At 68.4% G+C, this 14,728-nt stretch carries 13 protein-coding genes; 8 read left to right on the top strand and 5 right to left on the bottom strand.

The window, feature by feature from the left end; all coding sequences use genetic code 11:
• Positions 1–3: 3 nt before the first annotated feature.
• Positions 4–1,008, bottom strand: a complete 1,005-nt coding sequence (phzM, locus tag ACI766_RS03685) for a phenazine-1-carboxylate N-methyltransferase PhzM (RefSeq protein WP_003093617.1) — start codon at positions 1,006–1,008, stop codon at positions 4–6.
• Positions 1,009–1,704: 696 nt separating this feature from the next.
• On the opposite strand from phzM (ACI766_RS03685), the gene phzA reads away from it, so the two are divergent.
• The 8 genes from phzA (at position 1,705) to phzM (ACI766_RS03645) (ending at position 9,372) form a co-directional block, all read left to right on the top strand.
• Positions 1,705–2,193 (top strand): phenazine biosynthesis protein PhzA, encoded by a 489-nt coding sequence (gene phzA / locus ACI766_RS03680; protein WP_003114729.1) that lies wholly within the window; start codon positions 1,705–1,707, stop codon positions 2,191–2,193.
• 29 nt (positions 2,194–2,222) lie between these two features.
• Entirely contained in the window at positions 2,223–2,711 is a 489-nt protein-coding gene (gene phzB / locus ACI766_RS03675; RefSeq protein WP_003123955.1) for a phenazine biosynthesis protein PhzB, read from the top strand.
• A 35-nt stretch (positions 2,712–2,746) separates the two neighbouring features.
• Complete coding sequence (gene phzC, locus ACI766_RS03670) at positions 2,747–3,964, top strand: phenazine biosynthesis protein PhzC (protein WP_003460076.1); 1,218 nt, start codon at positions 2,747–2,749, stop codon at positions 3,962–3,964.
• On the top strand, positions 3,961–4,584 hold the full coding sequence (gene phzD / locus ACI766_RS03665; RefSeq protein ID WP_003093625.1) for a phenazine biosynthesis protein PhzD: 624 nt from the start codon (positions 3,961–3,963) through the stop codon (positions 4,582–4,584). The genes phzC and phzD overlap by 4 nt, the downstream gene beginning before the upstream one ends.
• Positions 4,581–6,464 carry a phenazine biosynthesis protein PhzE gene (phzE, locus tag ACI766_RS03660; RefSeq protein ID WP_023090610.1) on the top strand — a complete coding sequence of 628 codons (1,884 nt, stop codon included), beginning with the start codon at positions 4,581–4,583 and terminating at the stop codon, positions 6,462–6,464. Before phzD ends, phzE begins: the two co-directional genes overlap by 4 nt.
• Before the next feature lie 13 nt (positions 6,465–6,477).
• A complete protein-coding gene (phzF, locus tag ACI766_RS03655; protein ID WP_003093628.1) occupies positions 6,478–7,314 on the top strand; it encodes a phenazine biosynthesis protein PhzF in 837 nt (278 codons plus the stop codon).
• A gap of 25 nt (positions 7,315–7,339) precedes the next feature.
• Entirely contained in the window at positions 7,340–7,984 is a 645-nt protein-coding gene (phzG, locus tag ACI766_RS03650; protein ID WP_003112073.1) for a phenazine biosynthesis FMN-dependent oxidase PhzG, read from the top strand.
• 179 nt (positions 7,985–8,163) lie between these two features.
• Positions 8,164–9,372 (top strand): pyocyanin biosynthetic protein PhzM, encoded by a 1,209-nt coding sequence (phzM, locus tag ACI766_RS03645; protein WP_003142876.1) that lies wholly within the window; start codon positions 8,164–8,166, stop codon positions 9,370–9,372.
• 104 nt (positions 9,373–9,476) lie between these two features.
• Here the strand turns inward: phzM (ACI766_RS03645) and ACI766_RS03640 are convergent, their stop codons facing one another.
• The 4 genes from ACI766_RS03640 to fptA are packed head-to-tail and all read right to left on the bottom strand — an operon-like array spanning position 9,477 to position 14,664.
• Positions 9,477–10,721 carry a RhtX/FptX family siderophore transporter gene (locus tag ACI766_RS03640; RefSeq protein WP_023121902.1) on the bottom strand — a complete coding sequence of 415 codons (1,245 nt, stop codon included), beginning with the start codon at positions 10,719–10,721 and terminating at the stop codon, positions 9,477–9,479.
• On the bottom strand, positions 10,714–12,219 hold the full coding sequence (locus ACI766_RS03635) for a PepSY-associated TM helix domain-containing protein (protein ID WP_034041582.1): 1,506 nt from the start codon (positions 12,217–12,219) through the stop codon (positions 10,714–10,716). The genes ACI766_RS03640 and ACI766_RS03635 overlap by 8 nt, the downstream gene beginning before the upstream one ends.
• Before the next feature lies 1 nt (position 12,220).
• Positions 12,221–12,502, bottom strand: coding sequence for a hypothetical protein (locus tag ACI766_RS03630; RefSeq protein ID WP_014602465.1), 282 nt, complete (start codon positions 12,500–12,502; stop codon positions 12,221–12,223).
• Positions 12,502–14,664 carry a Fe(3+)-pyochelin receptor FptA gene (fptA, locus tag ACI766_RS03625; protein ID WP_003111969.1) on the bottom strand — a complete coding sequence of 721 codons (2,163 nt, stop codon included), beginning with the start codon at positions 14,662–14,664 and terminating at the stop codon, positions 12,502–12,504. Before fptA ends, ACI766_RS03630 begins: the two co-directional genes overlap by 1 nt.
• Positions 14,665–14,728: the final 64 nt, after the last annotated feature.

Below are 14,728 nucleotides of genomic sequence, written 5' to 3'. Positions count from 1 at the left end.
GATTCAGGCCCTGGCAGCGACGATCATGCGGGTTTCCATCGGCAGGTCGACGATCCGCTCCACCGCGAAGCCGCCGCGCCCGAGCAGGTCGACCACCTCCTCGGTGGTGCGGTGACGGCCAGCGCAGGCCATGAACAGGTGCACGTCCCAGAGCACCGACATCGGCGACGGCTCGCTGGCCGAGATGGTCCGCTCGATCACCACCACCCGGCCGTCGCCGGCCATCGCCTCGCGGCAATTGCCGAGCAACCGCAGGCTGGCGGCTTCGTCCAGATCGCCGATGATCCGCGACAGCAGGTAGATATCGCCGTTGGACGGCACCTCTTGCAGCATGTCGCCGCCCACCAGGCTGACGCGCTCCCCTGCCAACAGGCTGGAGAGGTTGTCGCGGGCCACGCCGAGGGAACCCTCGCGGTCGAGCATCACGCCCCGGGCGCTGGGCTCGGCCTGCAGGATGGCCTTGGTCAATTCGCCGGAACCGCCACCGACGTCGACGAAGCTACGCCCGCGGAAATCCAGGAGCCTGGGGATCTCGTGGAAGGCCAGGTTGCTCGCCTTCATCGCCAGCAGGAAGCGCCGGCCGGCATCCGGGCAGCGCTTCAGGTAGCTGTAGAAGTCTTCGCCGAACGCCAGCTCGAAGCCTGGGGTACCGCTGAGCAGCGCCTCGCAGGCGGGCGTCCAGGCGGCGTGGAACTCCTCGCCGTAGAACAGCACCATGTCGCGGAAGGAGCCCTCGACATCCCTCAGCAGGTGGCTGGTGGGGGTATTGGCGTAGCCGTCGCGGGTATCGCCCTGGAAGATCTCGAAGGCCACCAGCAGGCGCATCAGTCGATGGATGCGCTCGGCATCGGAACCGACCGCGGCGGCCAGCGTCTCGTCGCTGTCGATCCCGCTCTCGATCAGATCCGCCAGCCCGAGGCGCGTAGCGACGTAGACGCAACGGGACTTCCATTCCCCGGTAACAACTTGTATCAAATTACGCGCAGCAGCAAGATTCGAATTATTCATCTTTTATTCTCTCTCGTTACACATTTCCGTAACCCGAGAAGTACCCAAGCGCTCTATTTCGCACTTCTTGCCCGCTCGGCGAGAAATACCGCAGAACACCCCGGTTCATTCGGAACTTTGAGAAAAAATGCGCTCATCCCCCGGATCAGCGCTCCCTGGATCTCGTTGCGGAAACAACCCTGGAACTTTCCAACTGCCTGTTCCAGAGCCTTTTCCTGCGTACCGAAAGAATAAAATTACAACTTGGCTACAACCTCCGGCATTGCAGGAAGCATCAGCTTAGCAATCCCGCATACCCTGTCTGGCACCTACCAGATCTTGTAGTTGAGCCGGTACGAGCGTTCTGTGTTTTATGCAATCCACATCAGCGACCAGGGATGCTGGCTATTTGAAACACTTCACGGAATGACGCTGAAAGTCTTCGCGACCTCGTCTGTCGCACCTTAACGAAAGCATTGCGAATCAATTACCGACAGGTTTCCAAAAGAAACCCGGGATGAAACTCCTATTGCCTTTCGAAAATTGGAAACGACAGGCGAACATATGTAACGCGAAATTTCACCCTACGTATAAATAATGCGCCCAGCGAATATCGCTCCCTTACCGAGCGACGAACTCCTGCGCGCCAGCGAATAACCGATGCCGCGAGGGAAAAGTTTCTCCGGCATACCTGGAGAGCCCTCTCGGAGGCGGCGCATGAACGGTCAGCGGTACAGGGAAACACCCCTCGACATCGAGCGTCTGCGGCGCCTGAATCGCGCCACGGTGGAGCGCTACATGGCAATGAAGGGGGCCGAACGGTTACAGCGGCACAGCCTGTTCGTCGAGGACGGCTGCGCCGGCAACTGGACCACGGAAAGCGGCGAACCCCTGGTTTTCCGGGGCCATGAGAGCCTCAGGCGGCTCGCCGAGTGGCTCGAGCGCTGCTTCCCCGACTGGGAGTGGCACAACGTGCGGATCTTCGAGACCGAGGATCCGAACCACTTCTGGGTCGAGTGCGACGGGCGCGGCAAGGCGCTGGTCCCGGGGTATCCGCAGGGCTATTGCGAGAACCACTACATCCATTCCTTCGAACTCGAGAACGGCCGGATAAAACGTAATCGCGAGTTCATGAACCCGATACAGAAACTGCGTGCATTGGGAATAGCCGTTCCGCAAATAAAACGTGACGGTATTCCCACTTGAATGACATCTACCGCCAAGGAGCATTGACGATGCCTGATACGACAAATCCAATCGGTTTCACCGATGCCAACGAACTTCGCGAAAAGAATCGCGCCACCGTCGAGAAGTACATGAATACCAAAGGCCAGGATCGCCTGCGCCGCCATGAACTTTTCGTCGAGGACGGCTGTGGCGGTTTATGGACCACCGATACCGGCTCGCCCATCGTCATTCGTGGCAAAGACAAACTTGCGGAACATGCCGTCTGGTCATTGAAGTGCTTTCCCGATTGGGAGTGGTACAACATAAATATATTCGGAACCGACGACCCCAATCATTTCTGGGTCGAATGCGACGGTCACGGCAAGATTCTTTTCCCCGGATATCCCGAAGGCTACTACGAGAACCACTTCCTGCATTCCTTCGAACTTGAAGACGGCAAGATCAAGCGCAACCGCGAATTCATGAACGTCTTCCAACAATTGCGCGCCCTGAGCATTCCGGTCCCGGAAATAAAACGCGAAGGCATTCCCACTTGATCGAAACGATATCTCCTGCCGAAGGGGGACCCACCATGGACGATCTATTGCAACGCGTACGGCGCTGCGAAGCGCTGCAGCAACCCGAATGGGGCGATCCGTCGCGCCTGCGCGACGTGCAGGCGTACCTGCGCGGCAGTCCGGCGCTGATCCGCGCCGGCGACATCCTGGCCCTGCGCGCGACCCTGGCGCGGGTCGCCCGCGGCGAGGCGCTGGTGGTGCAGTGCGGCGACTGCGCCGAGGACATGGACGACCACCATGCCGAGAACGTGGCGCGCAAGGCCGCCGTGCTGGAACTGCTGGCCGGCGCCCTGCGCCTGGCCGGCCGGCGGCCGGTGATCCGCGTCGGGCGCATCGCCGGGCAGTACGCCAAGCCGCGTTCCAAGCCGCACGAGCAGGTCGGCGAGCAGACCCTGCCGGTCTATCGCGGCGACATGGTCAACGGCCGCGAGGCCCATGCCGAACAGCGCCGGGCCGATCCGCAGCGGATCCTCAAGGGCTATGCGGCGGCGCGCAACATCATGCGCCACCTGGGCTGGGACGCCGCGTCCGGGCAGGAGGCGAATGCCTCGCCGGTCTGGACCAGCCACGAGATGCTGCTGCTCGACTACGAGCTGTCGATGCTGCGCGAGGACGAGCAGCGCCGGGTCTATCTCGGTTCGACCCACTGGCCGTGGATCGGCGAGCGCACCCGCCAGGTCGACGGCGCCCATGTGGCGCTGCTGGCCGAGGTGCTCAACCCGGTGGCCTGCAAGGTCGGCCCGGAGATCGGCCGCGACCAGTTGCTGGCGCTCTGCGAGCGCCTCGACCCGCGCCGCGAGCCGGGGCGCCTGACGCTGATCGCGCGGATGGGCGCGCAGAAGGTCGGCGAGCGCCTGCCGCCGCTGGTGGAAGCGGTGCGCGCGGCCGGCCACCCGGTGATCTGGCTGAGCGACCCGATGCACGGCAACACCATCGTCGCGCCCTGCGGCAACAAGACCCGCCTGGTGCGCAGCATCGCCGAGGAGGTGGCGGCGTTCCGCCTGGCGGTGTCCGGCTCCGGCGGCGTGGCCGCCGGGCTGCACCTGGAGACCACCCCGGACGACGTCACCGAGTGCGTCGCCGATTCCAGCGGCCTGCACCAGGTCGGCCGGCACTACACCAGCCTCTGCGATCCGCGGCTGAACCCCTGGCAGGCACTCAGCGCGGTGATGGCCTGGTCCGGCGCAGAAGCGATCCCGAGCGCAACCTTCCCCCTGGAGACCGTGGCATGAGCGGCATTCCCGAAATCACCGCCTATCCCTTGCCGACCGCCCAGCAGTTGCCGGCCAACCTGGCGCGCTGGAGCCTGGAGCCGCGGCGCGCGGTGCTGCTGGTGCACGACATGCAGCGCTACTTCCTGCGCCCGCTGCCCGAGAGCCTGCGCGCCGGACTGGTGGCCAACGCCGCGCGGCTGCGCCGCTGGTGCGTCGAGCAGGGCGTGCAGATCGCCTACACCGCCCAGCCGGGCAGCATGACCGAGGAGCAGCGCGGCCTGCTCAAGGACTTCTGGGGGCCGGGCATGCGCGCCAGTCCGGCCGACCGCGAGGTGGTCGAGGAGCTGGCGCCGGGGCCGGACGACTGGCTGCTGACCAAGTGGCGCTACAGCGCCTTCTTCCACTCCGACCTGCTCCAGCGGATGCGCGCCGCCGGCCGCGACCAGTTGGTGCTGTGCGGCGTATACGCCCACGTCGGGGTGCTGATCTCCACGGTCGACGCCTACTCCAACGACATCCAGCCGTTCCTGGTGGCCGACGCCATCGCCGACTTCAGCGAGGCGCACCACCGCATGGCCCTGGAATACGCCGCCAGCCGCTGCGCGATGGTGGTCACCACCGACGAGGTGCTGGAATGAACGCCCTGCCCACATCGCTGTTGCAGCGCCTGCTCGAACGGCCGGCGCCGTTCGCCTTGCTCTACCGCCCGGAAAGCAATGGCCCGGGCCTGCTCGACGTGATCCGCGGCGAGGCGCTCGAACTGCACGGCCTGGCCGACCTGCCGCTGGACGAGCCCGGCCCGGGCCTGCCGCGCCATGACCTGCTGGCGCTGATTCCCTACCGGCAGATCGCCGAGCGCGGCTTCGAGGCGCTCGACGACGGCACGCCGCTGCTGGCGCTGAAGGTCCTGGAGCAGGAGCTGCTGCCGCTGGAACAGGCCCTGGCGCTGCTGCCGAACCAGGCGCTGGAACTGAGCGAGGAAGGTTTCGACCTCGACGACGAGGCCTACGCCGAAGTGGTCGGGCGGGTCATCGCCGACGAGATCGGTCGCGGCGAAGGCGCCAACTTCGTGATCAAGCGGCGCTTCCAGGCGCGCATCGACGGCTACGCCACGGCCAGCGCGCTGAGTTTCTTCCGCCAGTTGCTGCTGCGCGAGAAGGGCGCCTACTGGACCTTCATCGTCCACACCGGCGAACGCACCCTGGTCGGCGCCTCGCCCGAGCGACACATCAGCGTGCGCGACGGCCTGGCGGTGATGAACCCGATCAGCGGCACCTACCGCTACCCGCCGGCCGGGCCGAACCTGGCCGAGGTCATGGAATTCCTCGACAACCGCAAGGAAGCCGACGAGCTGTACATGGTGGTGGACGAGGAGCTGAAGATGATGGCGCGGATCTGCGAGGACGGCGGCCGGGTGCTCGGTCCCTACCTCAAGGAGATGGCGCACCTGGCGCACACCGAGTACTTCATCGAGGGCCAGACCAACCGCGACGTGCGCGAGGTGCTGCGCGAGACGCTGTTCGCCCCGACCGTCACCGGCAGCCCGCTGGAAAGCGCCTGCCGGGTGATCCGCCGCTACGAGCCGCAGGGTCGCGGCTACTACAGCGGGGTGGCGGCGCTGATCGGCGGCGATGGCCAGGGCGGGCGCACGCTGGACTCGGCGATCCTGATCCGCACCGCCGAGATCGAGGGCGACGGCCGCCTGCGCATCGGCGTCGGCTCAACCATCGTGCGTCACTCCGATCCCCTGGGCGAGGCGGCGGAAAGCCGGGCCAAGGCTTCCGGGCTGATCGCCGCGCTGAAGAGCCAGGCGCCGCAGCGCCTGGGCTCGCACCCGCACGTGGTGGCGGCGCTGGCCAGCCGCAACGCGCCGATCGCCGACTTCTGGCTGCGCGGCGCCAGCGAGCGCCAGCAGTTGCAGGCCGACCTGTCCGGACGCGAGGTGCTGATCGTCGATGCCGAGGACACCTTCACCTCGATGATCGCCAAGCAGCTCAAGTCGCTGGGCCTGACGGTGACCGTGCGCGGCTTCCAGGAGCCGTACTCGTTCGACGGCTACGACCTGGTGATCATGGGCCCCGGCCCGGGCAACCCCACCGAGATCGGCCAGCCGAAGATCGGCCACCTGCACCTGGCCATCCGTTCGCTGCTCAGCGAGCGCCGGCCGTTCCTCGCCGTGTGCCTGAGCCACCAGGTGCTGAGCCTGTGCCTGGGCCTGGACCTGCAACGCCGGCAGGAGCCCAACCAGGGCGTGCAGAAACAGATCGACCTGTTCGGCGCCGCCGAGCGCGTCGGCTTCTACAACACCTTCGCCGCGCGCGCCTTGCAGGACCGCATCGAGATTCCCGAGGTCGGCCCGATCGAGATCAGCCGCGACCGCGAGACCGGCGAGGTCCATGCCCTGCGCGGGCCGCGCTTCGCCTCCATGCAATTCCACCCCGAATCGGTGCTGACCCGCGAGGGTCCGCGCATCATCGCCGACCTGCTGCGTCACGCGCTGGTCGAGCGGCGGCCCTGAGCCAGGAGAGCCCATGCACAGATATGTCGTGATAGACGCCTTCGCCAGCGAACCGCTGCAAGGCAACCCGGTGGCGGTGTTCTTCGACTGCGACGACCTCAGCGGCGAGCGCATGCAGCGCATGGCGCGGGAGATGAACCTGTCGGAGAGCACCTTCGTGCTCCGCCCGCAACAGGACGGCGACGCGCGCATCCGCATCTTCACCCCGGTCAACGAACTGCCGTTCGCCGGCCACCCGCTGCTGGGCACCGCCATCGCCCTGGGCGCCGAGACCGACAAGGACAGGCTGTTCCTGGAGACCAGGATGGGCACCGTGCCCTTCGCCCTGGAGCGCCAGGACGGCAAGGTGGTGGCCTGCAGCATGCAGCAGCCGATCCCCACCTGGGAGCACTTCAGCCGCCCGGCCGAGCTGCTCGCCGCCCTCGGCCTGAAGGGCTCGACCTTTCCCATCGAGGTCTACCGCAACGGCCCGCGCCACGTGTTCGTCGGCCTGGAGAGCGTCGCCGCGCTGTCCGCGCTGCACCCCGACCACCGCGCGCTGTGCGACTTCCCGGACCTGGCGGTGAACTGCTTCGCCGGCGCCGGGCGGCACTGGCGCAGCCGCATGTTCTCGCCGGCCTACGGCGTGGTCGAGGACGCCGCCACCGGTTCCGCCGCCGGGCCGCTGGCGATCCACCTGGCGCGCCACCGGCAGATCCCCTACGGGCAGCAGATCGAGATCCTCCAGGGCGTCGAGATCGGCCGGCCGTCGCGCATGTACGCCCGCGCCGAGGGCGCCGGCGAGCGGGTCTCGGCGGTGGAAGTGTCGGGCAACGGCGCGGCCTTCGCCGAAGGCCGGGCCTACCTGTGAACGGGCAGAACGGAGGAACGCCGTGATGGGCGTCAACGCGAACATTTCCGAGTCCCTCACCGGGACCATCGAAGCCCCTTTCCCGGAGTTCGAGGCGCCGCCGGCGAACCCCATGGAGGTGCTGCGCAACTGGCTGGAACGCGCCCGCCGCTATGGCGTGCGCGAGCCGCGGGCACTGGCCCTGGCCACGGTCGACGGGCAGGGCCGGCCGTCGACGCGGATCGTGGTGATCGCCGAGCTGGGCGAGCGCGGGGTGGTGTTCGCCACCCACGCCGATAGCCAGAAGGGCCGCGAACTGGCGCAGAACCCCTGGGCCTCGGGGGTGCTGTACTGGCGCGAGAGCAGCCAGCAGATCATTCTCAACGGCCGCGCCGAACGCCTGCCCGACGAGCGCGCCGACGCCCAGTGGCTGAGCCGCCCGTACCAGACCCACCCGATGTCGATCGCCTCGCGGCAGAGCGAAACCCTCGCCGACATCCACGCCCTGCGCGCCGAAGCCCGGCGCCTGGCGGAAACCGACGGCCCGCTGCCGCGCCCGCCGGGCTACTGCCTGTTCGAACTGTGCCTGGAGTCGGTGGAGTTCTGGGGCAACGGCACCGAGCGGCTGCACGAGCGCCTGCGCTACGACCGCGACGAAGGAGGCTGGAAGCACCGCTACCTGCAACCGTGACGACACCGCTGCGCCGGCGTTTCACGGCGGATATGCGTCCCGCGGCCCCGGAGCCGGGCCGTAGGGCGAATAACGCCACCGGCGTTATCCGCCGCTGCGCCGACGTTTCATCGCGGTAAACGGTCATCCATCCCAGCCGAACCCCCATCGATTCGAACACTCGAGAAAAGGAAGCACCCATGAGCGAACCCATCGATATCCTCATCGCCGGCGCCGGCATCGGCGGCCTCAGTTGCGCCCTGGCCCTGCACCAGGCCGGCATCGGCAAGGTCACGCTGCTGGAAAGCAGCAGCGAGATACGCCCCCTTGGCGTCGGCATCAATATCCAGCCGGCGGCGGTCGAGGCCCTTGCCGAACTGGGCCTCGGCCCGGCGCTGGCGGCCACCGCCATCCCCACCCACGAGCTGCGCTACATCGACCAGAGCGGCGCCACGGTATGGTCCGAGCCGCGCGGGGTGGAAGCCGGCAACGCCTATCCGCAGTACTCGATCCATCGCGGCGAGCTGCAGATGATCCTGCTCGCCGCGGTGCGCGAGCGCCTCGGCCAACAGGCGGTACGCACCGGTCTCGGCGTGGAGCGTATCGAGGAGCGCGACGGCCGCGTGCTGATCGGCGCCCGCGACGGACACGGCAAGCCCCAGGCGCTCGGTGCCGATGTGCTGGTCGGCGCCGACGGCATCCATTCGGCGGTCCGCGCGCACCTGCATCCCGACCAGGGGCCGCTGTCCCACGGTGGGATCACCATGTGGCGCGGCGTCACCGAGTTCGACCGCTTCCTCGACGGCAAGACCATGATCGTCGCCAACGACGAGCACTGGTCGCGCCTGGTCGCCTATCCGATCTCGGCGCGTCACGCGGCCGAAGGCAAGTCGCTGGTGAACTGGGTGTGCATGGTGCCGAGCGCCGCCGTCGGCCAGCTCGACAACGAGGCCGACTGGAACCGCGACGGGCGCCTGGAGGACGTGCTGCCGTTCTTCGCCGACTGGGACCTGGGCTGGTTCGACATCCGCGACCTGCTGACCCGCAACCAGTTGATCCTGCAGTACCCGATGGTCGACCGCGATCCGCTGCCGCACTGGGGCCGGGGACGCATCACCCTGCTCGGCGACGCCGCCCACCTGATGTATCCGATGGGCGCCAACGGCGCTTCGCAGGCGATCCTCGACGGCATCGAGCTGGCCGCCGCGCTGGCGCGCAACGCCGACGTGGCCGCAGCCCTGCGCGAATACGAAGAAGCGCGGCGGCCGACCGCCAACAAGATCATCCTGGCCAACCGAGAACGGGAAAAAGAGGAATGGGCCGCCGCTTCGCGACCGAAGACCGAGAAGAGCGCGGCGCTGGAAGCGATCACCGGCAGCTACCGCAACCAGGTGGAACGGCCACGCTAGCAACACCGGGCAGGCCACCGCGCCTGCCCTCTCCCGCCTCTCCCGTCCGCGGGAGAGGCGGCATCCGTGCGGGTGCCGGGCGCTGCGCGCCTATCGGCAGCGCCTCAGGCCTCTTCCGCCCGCCCCTTCCACTCCCCGCGCCCCTCGCCGGCCTGCAGGCGCAGGGCGAGCAACAGGGCCAGCACCGCCAGGGCGCTGCCGGTGAGGAAACCGCCGGCATAGCCGATCTGCGCGGTGAGGCTGACCAGGAACGAAGACGCCAGCATCTCGCCGAGGTCTCGGGTGCTCTGCACCGCGGTGACATCGGTGCCGGCCTGGCCGCCCTGGCCGGCGAAGCGCATCGCCGCGGTGAGGATCGCCACCGAGGTGATGCCGGTAGCCAGCGAGCCGATCAGCACGCAGGTCCACGCCAATCCTTCGCTCAGTGCCAACCAGCGACCGGCCTGCAGATACCAGAGCAGCGCCGAACAACCGGCGAGCACCACGCCAAGGGCGAAACCGCGCCACAGGCCGATCCGCCTGACCAGCCAGGCGCCGCCGCCGCAGCCGAGGAATACCGTGACCAGGCCACCGCTCATGCCCAGCCGGCCGATGTCCTGCAAGGCCCAGCCGGCATCGCTGAGGTACAGCTTGGACAGGCCGAAGCCGGATACCGCGGTCATCGCCGACAGCAGTGCCAGTGCCAGCAGCGAAGGCGCCAGCGGCCGACGCAGGAAGCGCAGCAGGCTGGCCTTGGCGGCCGGTGCCGGGGGGAGTTCGTGGGGGTCGCCGCGCCCCAGGGCGAGCACGCAGCACAGGCTTGCCAGCGGCACGCAGGCCATGACCAGAAACGCCGCGCGCTGGCCGAAATGCCCGGCGAGGATCAGGCTGCCGGCACCGCCGCCGAAGAAGCCGATCATCACCCCGGCGATCTGTACCGCGTTGACCTTGGCCAGCAGCTCGCCGCTGAAGTGCTCCGCCGCCATGCCGTCGGTGGCGATGTCCTGGGTCGCGCTGGCCAGCGAAGCCAGCGCCAGCAGGCCAACCGCCCAACCGGCACTGGCCACGCCGAGGCCGAGCGTCGCCAGGCCGAGCAGGCAGGCGAGGACGATGCATTGCATCGGCAGGATCCAGCTACGCCGCCGGCCGAGACGGCGCGACCAATGGTTGTCGACCCAGGGCGCCCAGAGGAACTTGACCACCCAGGGCAGCCCCACCAGGGGCAGGAAGGCCAGCGCCTGCAATGGCGCGCCATTCTGGCGCAGGAGGGTGGGCAGGGCGTCCATGGCCAGGCCGATGGGAATGCCCTGGGACAGGTAGAGCAACGCCAGGGTGATGACCAGGCGGCGGTGGCGATACAGCTCAAGCATGGTGGTCTCCGGTGACACGGGGGTGGGCGGGTGGCGCGGCGGCGCGCGCCTGCATCCAGGCGTGCCGGATGAGCAGCGCGCCGCAGAGGATCAGGGTGAGGTCGGGGCCCAGGGCCGGCAGCCGGCCGCGCATGAGCCAGGGCGCCAGGTGCGCGACGGCGGCCGCCAGGCAGGCCAGCCCGGCGACGCCGAGCAACCCGCGCGCCAGCGGCCAGTCGCCCGGCAGCAGCAACGTCGCCAGGCCAGCGGCGGCCCACAGGACAAGGAACAGCCGCCCCGGCCAGGGTCCGGCGAGTAGCTCCGAGGGCACGAGTTGCAGCCCCAGCAGGAGCAACGCGGCCGCCGCCACCAGGCCGGCACAGAAACCCTGGCTCAGGCGCTGCAAGAGCCGTACGCGGGCGTCCGGCGCCGAGGCGCGTCGTTGCAGCCACAGGTACAGGCCGCTGGCGCAGAGCAGGCAGGCGCCGAGGCCCATCGCCAGGTGCAGGCCGCGCAACGCGGCGGACCAGCCCGGCCCGAGCCACTGGTACTGGGCGAAATGCAACGGCTGCACGGCGATGAAGGCGCGCAGCCAGAACCCGCGCTGCGCCGAGCTGCGCTCGCCGAGCAGGGCGCCGTCGGCCAGCCGATAGCGGTGCCGCTCGAAGTTCGCGGTACTCGGCAGGCCACGCTGGATACCGGCGATCTCCACGCTGCCGGCGACATCCCCGGCATGACTGAGGCTCAAGCGCTGGGCGACGAAGCCGGGCGCCCGCACGGCATCGCCGGCAAGCAGGCGGTCGAGATCGATGCGGGACGCCAATGGCCGCCCCTCGGCGGCGGGCGGCGGCGGTCCCATCAACTCGACGAACACCCGGTTCGGTTCCTGCGGGTAGGCCACCGGCGCCAGCAGCAGGGTCCCGAGCGCGCCCAGCCCGCTGAGCGCGCCGGTGAAACCGAACAACAGCAGCCAGGGCAGTCCCCAGATGCCGATCAGGCCGTGCAGGTCGAACAGCGCCAGGCGCAGCCCGCGGTCCCGCCGCCAACGCCGCAGGTCGCGCCAGCGGCGGCTGTGCAGCAGCACGCCGGCCAGGCACAGCAGCAACAGCGATACGCCGAACAGGCTGACCAGCACCCGCCCGGGGAAGCCGACGAACAGGCTCTTGTGCAGGTTCAGCAGGAGGTCCAGCGCCGGCGTCGGTGGCAGCACCCGGCCGCTGGCCGGGTCGAGGTCCAGCCGGCAGTCCAGGCGCGCATCGCAGACGCTGAAGGCGGCATGGCCGGGAGCAGGCAGCAGCAGGGTCGCATCGCGGATGTCGACGCCTTCCTCGCCCGCCCGTTCGAGCAGGCGCTCCAGCGCAAGGGCTTCTCCTCCCGCCTGCGCCGGGGCCCGCAGCCACTCGCGCAGGTCGTCGTGGCCAAGACTCCAGGCGCCACTGAACAGCACCACGAACAGCAGCACGCCGAACAGCGCGCCGGCGCCACCGTGCAGCGAGAGCAGGAGAGGACGCGCCGCCACTTCAACCGCGCCCCGCCAGCAGCCACAACGCCAGGCCCAGTGCCAGCAGGCTACCGCCCAGGCGCCAGGCGAAGTTGCCCGGATCACGCGCCACCAACCCGCCGACAAGCAGCAACAAGCCCACCCCGAGCGCGCCGAAGAGCCCGGCGTAGAGACGCTCGAGCGGGTCGTCCAGGGGCAGCCCGCGAGTCAACAGATAGCCGCTGGCGGTCGCCGCCGCCAGGCTGCCGGCGAGCGCCAGCGGAACCCGCCAGGCCCAGCCGAAGCCCGACTGGCGCGGCATCAGAACGCGCCCCGCAGGCTGACGTTGAAGCTGCGCGGTTCGCCGTAGCGGTTGTTCCAGTTGGGGTTGGACAGGCTCTGGTAGTAGGTCCGGTCGAACAGGTTGTTGACGTTGACCGCCGCCGTCCAGTGCTCGTCGATCTTGTAGCCCAGGCGCATGTTGACCAGTGCGTAGCCGCCCTGGCGCATGCTCACGCCGCGGTAGTCGACGCTGTAGTCGCTCTGCGCCTGGAGTCCGCCGCCGACGCTCCAGCGCCGGTCCTGCCAGGGCAGGTCGTAGTTGCTCCACAGGCGCAGCAGGTGCCTCGGGGTGAAGGTGGAGTAGCGCGTCCCCGAGTCGTTCTGGCTGTCCTTGAGGTACTCGGTGCTGGTGTAGGTGTAGCCGGCCGAGAGACTCCAGTAGGGCGTCAGGTAGCCGGTGCCTTCCAGCTCGAAGCCCTGGCTGCGCACCTTGCCGCCGCTGATGTAGAACGGATTGTTGGGCGGCCCCGGATGGTCCGGGTCTTCCTGCGGATTGTTCTCCAGGTCGATGCGGAACGCCGCCAGCGACAGGTTCAGGCGGCCGTCGGCCAGTTCGCCCTTGATCCCGGTTTCGTAGGTCTTGCCTTCCACCGGGCTCAGCGGCTCGCTGTTCCAGGTCTGGCGATCCGCCTGCGGCTGGTAGACCTCGGCGTAGCTGACATACCACGACCAGTCCCTGGCGAAGTCCCAGATCAGCCCGCCGTAGGGCGTGAACTGGCGACCGGGCTTGAAGCGGGTGGCCGGGGTGTCCTGGTCCCACCAGCTTTCGCGGCCGCCGACCACCAGGGTCAGCGGCTCGGCGAGCTTGATCCGGCCCAGGGCATAGAGGCCTTTCTGGGTGGTGGTGGTGGTGCCCGGCGAAGTGTACTGGCCGATCTGCGGGCGCGGCACGCCGTGCGGGTCCCAGCGGTAGACATTGACCGGGGTGTTCGGCAGGTTGAGGAAGCGTGCGGTGTCCTGGCGGGTCTCGCCCTGGGCGTAGGTGACCCCACCGAGCAGTTCGTGGGTCAGGCCGAACAGTCGCACCGGCCCATTGAGGTTGGCGTCGAGGCTGCGCTGGATGCTCTTGAACTTGTAGGCGGCGCCCATCAGCTGGCCACCGTCGCCGGTCTGCGGGTCGATGGCGCCGAAGGAGCCGGCGTAACGCAGGCGCGAATCGGCTTCCTGGTATTCGGCGCTGACCTTGCCTTTCCAGCCGCCGCCCAGTTGCTGTTCGAGGGAGCCGAAGGCGCGGTAGGTGTCCCACTTGAAGCGGTCCCAGTCGACATCGAGGTAGGTGTCGCGGGACAGTCCGAGATTGGACCCATCCTTGGCCATCGGTACCCCGGCCATGTTGGTGATCGAGTCGATGTGCTGGTATTGCGCACCGACGGTGAGCAGGGTGTCGGGGCTCAGGTCGAACTCGGTCACCCCGTAGAGCAGGCGGGTGCCCTGGTCGGCCACGTCGTAGAAGTAGTCGCGGTCCTCGTAGGCGGCCACCGCTCGGCCGCGCACGTTGCCGCTGGCGCTCAGCGGGCCGCCGACGTCGACCTCGGCGCGGTAGCGGTCCCAGCGCCCGGCGCTGAGGGTGGTGCTGGCGGCGAACTCGCGCTGCGGCCGCTTGCGCACCAGGTTGACGGTGGCCGCCGGGTTGCCGGTGCCATGCAGCAGTCCGTTGGAGCCGCGGAGGATCTCGACCCGCTCGTAGATCGCCATGTCCTGCGGCGAACTGGCGGTATTGCCGAGCAGTGCCGGCACCCCGTCCAGCTCGAAGGAGTCGACCTTGAAGCCGCGCACGTAGTAGGCGGTGGTCAGCAGCTGGAACGGCTGCACGGTGACCCCGGTGGCCTGCTGCATGGCTTCGTCGAGGCTGAACAGGTTCTGCTGTTCGAGGCGCTCATGGTCGATGACACTGGCGGACTGCGGCAGCTCGCGCGGCTTGAGCGGCACCTTGCCCAGGGTAGTCACCCCCGGCGGCTGGGTGGCAGACGTGCTTTCTCCGCTGATCACCATGTCCGGCAGTTCCGTCTCGCCGTCCTTGCGCGCGTCGGCCACGGCCGCGGCCAGCGGACTCAGCGCCAGCAGCAGGCCCAGGCACAACGGGGTGTGCCGATTGCGGGCGATGCCCTGGCGTCCCTTGATCACCTTCGTCTCCGTTTTCATCGTTCGAACAGCCTCGGGGGATATACGATTTGATAATGCTTATCATTATGAAGAAATCATCTCC

Origin of the sequence: Pseudomonas sp. DL, assembly GCF_047199225.1 — a bacterium.
Classification (GTDB): Bacteria; Pseudomonadota; Gammaproteobacteria; order Pseudomonadales; family Pseudomonadaceae; genus Pseudomonas; species Pseudomonas aeruginosa.
Note: the sequence above shows the minus strand (reverse complement) of the source record. Positions and strands in the feature narration are given on the sequence as shown.

Coding starts and splice junctions, on each gene's coding strand:
- phzM (WP_003093617.1), bottom strand. CDS start 1,008: ATGAATAATTCGAATCTTGCTGCTGCGCGTAATTTGATACAAGTTGTT.
- phzA (WP_003114729.1), top strand. CDS start 1,705: ATGAACGGTCAGCGGTACAGGGAAACACCCCTCGACATCGAGCGTCTG.
- phzB (WP_003123955.1), top strand. CDS start 2,223: ATGCCTGATACGACAAATCCAATCGGTTTCACCGATGCCAACGAACTT.
- phzC (WP_003460076.1), top strand. CDS start 2,747: ATGGACGATCTATTGCAACGCGTACGGCGCTGCGAAGCGCTGCAGCAA.
- phzD (WP_003093625.1), top strand. CDS start 3,961: ATGAGCGGCATTCCCGAAATCACCGCCTATCCCTTGCCGACCGCCCAG.
- phzE (WP_023090610.1), top strand. CDS start 4,581: ATGAACGCCCTGCCCACATCGCTGTTGCAGCGCCTGCTCGAACGGCCG.
- phzF (WP_003093628.1), top strand. CDS start 6,478: ATGCACAGATATGTCGTGATAGACGCCTTCGCCAGCGAACCGCTGCAA.
- phzG (WP_003112073.1), top strand. CDS start 7,340: ATGGGCGTCAACGCGAACATTTCCGAGTCCCTCACCGGGACCATCGAA.
- phzM (WP_003142876.1), top strand. CDS start 8,164: ATGAGCGAACCCATCGATATCCTCATCGCCGGCGCCGGCATCGGCGGC.
- ACI766_RS03640 (WP_023121902.1), bottom strand. CDS start 10,721: ATGCTTGAGCTGTATCGCCACCGCCGCCTGGTCATCACCCTGGCGTTG.
- ACI766_RS03630 (WP_014602465.1), bottom strand. CDS start 12,502: ATGCCGCGCCAGTCGGGCTTCGGCTGGGCCTGGCGGGTTCCGCTGGCG.
- fptA (WP_003111969.1), bottom strand. CDS start 14,664: ATGAAAACGGAGACGAAGGTGATCAAGGGACGCCAGGGCATCGCCCGC.